Here is a 468-nt window from a genome sequence, read left to right on the forward strand (position 1 = left end):
CGTGGACTTCAAGCGACTAACGTAAACAAAATCTAATTGCCAATGAAGAAGGACCCTCTCTGAGGGTCCTTTTTTATTTATAAAAAAGAGGTGCCAAAGTCTTGGCACCGTTCAACTTAATGCGTATTTCATAATACCTTGAATGTAGACGGACGTTTCCTTCTGGGTACACTCCCGGATTTTGATCTTGCCTTCTTTTTCTAATTCTGCCGCCACTTTTTCGATGGTTTCAGCTTCTTCCTTGCTGTTGGCAGGAAGTTCAATTGAAAAGAAGTTTCCACGGCTTGCCTGATTCAGAGATTTGAGTAAACCGATTTTATTCATATTGCCATCTCCTTTATTACATTACTTTCGACAATGTCGGCGGATATTCCTTTAAGAAGGAAGAGTTGCGTGGATTTTACGAACGAATTTGCTTTTTAGCAATTTATCTGTTAGTCTTAGTAAGAATTATTTTTGTTCGGTCTG

At 38.9% G+C, this 468-nt stretch carries 1 protein-coding gene; it reads right to left on the minus strand.

The window, feature by feature from the left end; all coding sequences use genetic code 11:
- Positions 1-111: 111 nt before the first annotated feature.
- A complete protein-coding gene (locus tag TV75_RS21015) occupies positions 112-324 on the minus strand; it encodes a hypothetical protein (protein ID WP_044340711.1) in 213 nt (70 codons plus the stop codon).
- Between the last annotated feature and the right edge of the window lie 144 nt (positions 325-468).

The organism is Rossellomorea aquimaris, from assembly GCF_000935355.1.
In the GTDB taxonomy this organism is placed as follows: domain Bacteria; phylum Bacillota; class Bacilli; order Bacillales; family Bacillaceae_B; genus Rossellomorea; species Rossellomorea aquimaris_B.

Excerpts from the sequence above, each read along its gene's own strand:
- TV75_RS21015 (WP_044340711.1), bottom strand. The coding sequence starts at position 324 with ATGAATAAAATCGGTTTACTCAAATCTCTGAATCAGGCAAGCCGTGGA.